The sequence below is a fragment of the Cellulomonas massiliensis JC225 genome, assembly GCF_000312005.1.
Taxonomy (GTDB): domain Bacteria; phylum Actinomycetota; class Actinomycetes; order Actinomycetales; family Cellulomonadaceae; genus Cellulomonas; species Cellulomonas massiliensis.
The window spans coordinates 1,230,890-1,235,874 of record NZ_HE978588.1; the positions used below are offsets into that span (position 1 = coordinate 1,230,890).

Below are 4,985 nucleotides of genomic sequence, written 5' to 3' on the forward strand. Positions count from 1 at the left end.
CGCGCGCCCGCCGCTCGGCGGTCCTCGCGGCGGCCGGCCGGATCCGCGGCGTCGGCGATGCGGTGCTCGCGGCCGGCGCGCTCGTCGAGACGGCGCAGGCCGAGGCGAAGGCGTCCACGACCGAGCGTGACGCGGCGGAGCGCGCGGCGCTGCTGCGCAGCCTCGGCGCGGAGGGCGCGACGACGCTCCCGCCCGCGCTGCGCTCGCAGGTCAAGGCCCTGGAGGACGAGCAGAAGCGGCGCGCGACCCGCGCCCAGCGGGACGTGCTCGACCGGGCGATGGTCGACCTGCTGTCGCTCTACCGCGACGTCGCGGTGGTCCAGCTCGGCGCCGGCGTCGACCTCGTCAACGTCGAGCACGCCGACCTCGTCGACGAGCTGGCCCGCACCTCGACGCCCGAGCAGACCCTGCGCCGCATGGACGCCATCGGGCAGGCGCGCACCCGGCTCGAGGGCAACGTCGCGCCGCTGCTCGCCGTGGAGGCGATGGCCGTCGCCCTGCGCCCCCAGGGCTGAGACGCGCCTCAGCCGGCCTGGTTGATCCGGACGTGGTTGCCGGCCGGGTCGCGGAACGCGCAGTCCCGCAGGCCGTACGGCTGGTCGGTGGGCTCCTGCATGACCTCGGCGCCGGTCGCGGCGATGCGGTCGAACGTCCCGTCCAGGTCGTCGCTCGACAGGACGATCGTGGCGTAGGTGCCCTTCGCCATCATCTCGGAGATCGTGCGGCGCTCGTCCTCCGTGATGCCCGGGTCGGCGAACGGCGGGTGCAGGACGACGCCGGTCGTCGGCTGGTCCGGCGAGCCGACGGTGATCCACCGCATCTCACCGTAGCCGACGTCGAGGCGCACCTCGAAGCCGAGCACGTCGCGGTAGAAGGCGAGCGACGCCTCGGGGTCGGGAGCGGGCAGGAACGTGTTCTGGATGGTGAGGCTCATGCGGGTCACGCTAGGGGCGCGTCCGCGGGGGCGGCTTCTCGATTCCTGACCGGTCGCATGACCTTCTTGGCGACGCACGTCGGGATGCCGCGCCCGTCCTCGGCGGCGAGGCGCCGGTAGGCGCTGGGGGACATCCCGACGAGCTCGGAGAACCGGGAGCTGAAGCTGCCGAGCGAGGAGCACCCGACGGCGAAGCACACGTCGGTGACCGTCAGGTCCCCCCGGCGCAGCAGGGTCATGGCCCGCTCGATGCGCCTCGTCATGAGGTAGCTGTACGGCGACTCGCCGTACGCGGCGCGGAACTGGCGGCTCAGGTGCCCGGCGGACAGGTGCACGCCGCGCGCGAGCGCCTCGACGTCGAGCGGCTGGTCGTACTCGCGGTCGATGCGGTCGCGCACGCGGCGCAGCAGCACGAGCTCGCGCAGCCGCGGATCTGTCGTCGTGCCGGTGGTCACCAGGACACCTTGCCGCGTCCGGTGCGCTCCTGCCCAGACCCGAGCGCGGCGGGCCGTGGGCCACGGGTGCGCCGACTACCGTGTCCCCGTGCCGAGCCGCCCCTCCCGTCGCCTGTCCGCCCTCGCCGCGCTGGTCGCCGTCGTCGCGCTCGTCGTCGCCGGCTGCACCGCGCCGAAGAACCAGGCGTCGCCGACCGCGCTGCCCACCAGCACGCTGCCCTCCGGCGGCGGGCTGGACGCGTTCTACGGCCAGCAGCTGGAGTGGCGCACCTGCGACGACCTGCAGTGCGCCTCGGCGCAGGTCCCGCTCGACTACGCCGACCCCGACGGCGAGCGGGTGACGATCGCGCTGCGCCGCTCGACCGCCACGGGGGAGCGCCTCGGCTCCCTGTTCATCAACCCCGGCGGCCCGGGCGCGTCCGGCTACGACTTCCTCGACTCCTTCCTCGCGATCGCGGGCAAGGGCGTCCTGGAGCACTACGACGTCGTCGGGTTCGACCCGCGCGGGGTCCAGCACTCCGACCGCATCCGCTGCCTCGACGGCCCCGAGATGGACGAGTTCACCGCGCACGACCCGTCGTACGACACCGACGCGGACATCGCGCACGAGGCCGCGCGCTGGGCGGAGGTCGGCAAGAAGTGCCTGGAGCAGACGGGCGACCTGCTCGCGCACGTCGACACCGTGAGCGCCGCGCGCGACCTCGACGTGCTGCGGGCGTCGGTCGGGGACGAGAAGCTCACGTACGTCGGGTTCTCGTACGGCACCGACCTCGGGGCCACCTACGCGGCGCTGTTCCCGACCACCGTCGGCCGGATGGTCCTCGACGGCGCGCTCGACCCGACGCTGTCGGCCGACGACGTCACGGTCGGCCAGGCGAAGGGCTTCGAGGGCGCGCTGCGCGCCTACGTCGCCGACTGCCAGGCGGGCGCGAGCTGCCCGCTCGACGGGTCGGTGGACGACGGCATGCGCCAGATCGAGGACCTCCTCGACCGCGTCCGGGCCCAGCCGCTGTCGACGGGCACCGACCGGCCCCTGACGCAGGCGCTCGCGTTCACAGGCATCGCCGTCACGCTCTACTCGCAGGACAGCTGGGGCTTCCTCACGCAGGCGCTCACGCTCGCCCTGCGCGGCAACGGCGCCGGCCTGCTGCAGGCGTCCGACGTGTACTACGACCGCGACCCCGACGGCACCTACAGCACCAACGCGACCGAGGCGTTCTGGTCGATCAACTGCGTCGACGACCGCTCCGACGCCGACCCGGCCGCCATGCGCGACCAGGCCGAGCGGATCGAGGAGGTCGCTCCGACCGTGGGCTTCTTCTTCTCCTACGGCGGCGTCCCGTGCGAGGACTGGTCCGTGCCGCTCGTGGGCGGCCTCGACGACTACTCCGCGAAGGGCGCCCCGCCCATCGTCGTCGTCGGCACGACGAACGACCCCGCGACCCCCTACGCCTGGGCCGAGTCCTTGGCCGAGACCCTCTCGACGGGCGTCCTCGTCACGCACGTCGGGGAGGGCCACACCGCCTACGCCACCGGCAGCACCTGCGTGCAGGAGCTGGTGGACGCCTACCTCGTGGACGGCACGGTGCCCGAGGACGGGGTCCGCTGCGAGAGCTGACCCCAGCGCTCGCGGGCCCCGCGGCGCTCGCTTTGGAGCCTGCCGCCCGCGCCGGGTACAGTAGGCGCGCTCGCCGGGCCAGCGTCCGGCGATGCCGCCTTAGCTCAGTCGGCAGAGCGTCTCACTCGTAATGAGAAGGTCTGGGGTTCGATTCCCCAAGGCGGCTCCGGCACGAAGGCCCCGTCACCGCGGTGACGGGGCCTTCGTCGTACTGCGGCCGGGCTGGGCCGGGCTGGGTCAGGACAGCACGAACACCCAGGCGGCGTAGCTGACGACGACGGACACGACGGCGCCCAGGGCGGCCAGCGCGTACGCGGCCCGCACCATGCCGCGCCCCCGCGGCGGCAGCAGGAAGGCCTCCAGGTCGTCCGCACGGCGCGCACCCTGCCGGGCGCGGACGACGGCGACGACGGACGCCAGGAGCAGCGGGTTGAGCACCAGCGCGACGAGGCCCCAGGACAGCGCCGCGACCGCGGGGACGTTGCTGCCGTCGGCGAGCTCGGGCGGCACCGCGACGAGCGTCCGGGCGGGCGCCGCAGCGCCCGGGTACGCCGGCGCGGCGCCGACGTGCTCGGTCCATCGGGTGCCGTCCCACCACCGCGCCTGGGGCGCGCCCTGCGGGTCCGGGTACCAGCCGGGGGCCGGCGCGGGTGCGGTGCCGCTCATGCCGGCATGAGCGGAGCGCCCTGGCCGAGCAGTACCGGTCCGCCCAGGGCGACGGGGTTGGGCGCGCCGGGGGCCACGCCGAACCGGTGCGCGACGACGAGGGTCGGCCGTCCGGGCTCACCGGCCTCGACGACGACCGCGCGGGCGACGGTCGCCGGGTCGAGGGTCGCCGCGAACGCGTCGTCGACGAGACGGTCGCGCTCGTCGATGCGCGCCGCCCAGGCCAGCGCGCCGCGGGCCGACCGGCTGTCCGCCAGCCACGCGCGCGCCTGCGTCACCGCCGCGCGCGGCTCGACGCCGTCGAAGCGCACGACCCGCAGGCCGAGGCTCTCGACGAGCACGAAGGGCGCGACGTCCGTGCCGGTGAGCGCGGTGCCGAGCGCGTCGTCGAGCGCCCGGATCGCGAGGTCCTGGACGGCGGGGGACGGCGGGTCGGGCAGCTCCTGGGGCGTGCGCGGGGCGCGACGCCGCTCGCGGGAGCGCCGCGGCTCGGCGCGGTCGGCGCGGTCGGCGCCGTCGTCCGACGCCGGCACCACCGGGGTCGCCTCGGTGCGCTGCGTGGGCACGTCCGGGGTCTGGCCGAGGTGCGCGGCGGCGGCCGCCACGTAGCCCGGCAGCCACTCCGTGTCGCCGTGCGTCCACCGCTTGCGCAGGTCGTCGAGGGGGACGACCGCGTGCAGCCCCGCGGCGTCGAGCAGCGCGGGCGTCGGCGCGCCGGAGCCCGTGCGGATCACCCATCGGGCGCCGGTGCTCGCGGCCAGGACGAGGTCGCCGACGCCGACGCCGAGCGCGACGAGCAGGGCCTCGGTCGCCGCCGGGGCGGCCGCCCAGCGACGCGCGGTGGCGTCGACGAGCGAGCCCAGCGCGTGCACGTCGTCGACGCGGGCGCCGCTCGAGCGCAGGTGCTCGCGCAGCCGGTCCAGGTGCGCGGACTCGGCGGGGAGCAGCGCGCGCATGCCCGCCGCGACGGGTCCCGACGCCGGCGCGGGGGTCGGCGGCAGGACGTCGGTCATGCGTCCAGGATCGGCCGGGGCGGCCCCGATCTTGAGCGGCTCGCCGTCGGCGCTGGGCCGGACGGGTGGCTCCCGGCGTGTCGCGCGCGTGTCGTAGCCTGGCCGACGTCCCCGCCCCGGGAGGTCCGTCATCCGTCCCCCTCGCCGCGCCCTGGCCGTCGCCGTCCTGTCCGCCGTCGTCGTGGCGGGAGCGGGCGGTGCGTGGGGGTGGTCGGAGCACCAGGACGCCGTCGCGGCGCAGCGGGTGCGCGCCGAGCAGCAGGCGTCGGCCGACGCCGCCGCGGCGGCGCGCGCGGCCT

General features: G+C 76.0%; 5 protein-coding genes, 1 tRNA gene and 1 pseudogene. 3 read left to right on the forward strand and 4 right to left on the reverse strand.

The window, feature by feature from the left end; all coding sequences use genetic code 11:
* Positions 1-515, forward strand: a pseudogene (locus HGCM_RS17125) (DNA polymerase III subunit delta'); the annotation flags it as partial.
* 8 nt (positions 516-523) lie between these two features.
* Here the strand turns inward: HGCM_RS17125 and HGCM_RS05810 are convergent.
* The gene (locus HGCM_RS05810; protein ID WP_019135926.1) at positions 524-934 is read right to left on the reverse strand and encodes a VOC family protein; all 411 of its coding nucleotides are present in this window, start codon (positions 932-934) and stop codon (positions 524-526) included.
* Positions 935-939: 5 nt separating this feature from the next.
* Positions 940-1,389 (reverse strand): helix-turn-helix transcriptional regulator, encoded by a 450-nt coding sequence (locus HGCM_RS05815; protein WP_019135927.1) that lies wholly within the window; start codon positions 1,387-1,389, stop codon positions 940-942.
* Positions 1,390-1,477: 88 nt separating this feature from the next.
* On the opposite strand from HGCM_RS05815, the gene HGCM_RS05820 reads away from it, so the two are divergent.
* The gene (locus tag HGCM_RS05820; RefSeq protein ID WP_019135928.1) at positions 1,478-3,007 is read left to right on the forward strand and encodes an alpha/beta hydrolase; all 1,530 of its coding nucleotides are present in this window, start codon (positions 1,478-1,480) and stop codon (positions 3,005-3,007) included.
* 93 nt (positions 3,008-3,100) lie between these two features.
* Positions 3,101-3,173: transfer RNA gene (locus tag HGCM_RS05825), tRNA-Thr, on the forward strand.
* 71 nt (positions 3,174-3,244) lie between these two features.
* Here the strand turns inward: HGCM_RS05825 and HGCM_RS20180 are convergent.
* Both HGCM_RS20180 and HGCM_RS05835 read right to left on the reverse strand, forming a co-directional pair.
* Positions 3,245-3,673, reverse strand: coding sequence for a DUF2510 domain-containing protein (locus tag HGCM_RS20180; RefSeq protein ID WP_051016042.1), 429 nt, complete (start codon positions 3,671-3,673; stop codon positions 3,245-3,247).
* Positions 3,670-4,686 carry a DUF3806 domain-containing protein gene (locus HGCM_RS05835; protein ID WP_019135929.1) on the reverse strand — a complete coding sequence of 339 codons (1,017 nt, stop codon included), beginning with the start codon at positions 4,684-4,686 and terminating at the stop codon, positions 3,670-3,672. The genes HGCM_RS20180 and HGCM_RS05835 overlap by 4 nt, the downstream gene beginning before the upstream one ends.
* Between the last annotated feature and the right edge of the window lie 299 nt (positions 4,687-4,985).

Coding starts and splice junctions, on each gene's coding strand:
- HGCM_RS05810 (WP_019135926.1), bottom strand. CDS start 934: ATGAGCCTCACCATCCAGAACACGTTCCTGCCCGCTCCCGACCCCGAG.
- HGCM_RS05835 (WP_019135929.1), bottom strand. CDS start 4,686: ATGACCGACGTCCTGCCGCCGACCCCCGCGCCGGCGTCGGGACCCGTC.
- HGCM_RS20180 (WP_051016042.1), bottom strand. CDS start 3,673: ATGAGCGGCACCGCACCCGCGCCGGCCCCCGGCTGGTACCCGGACCCG.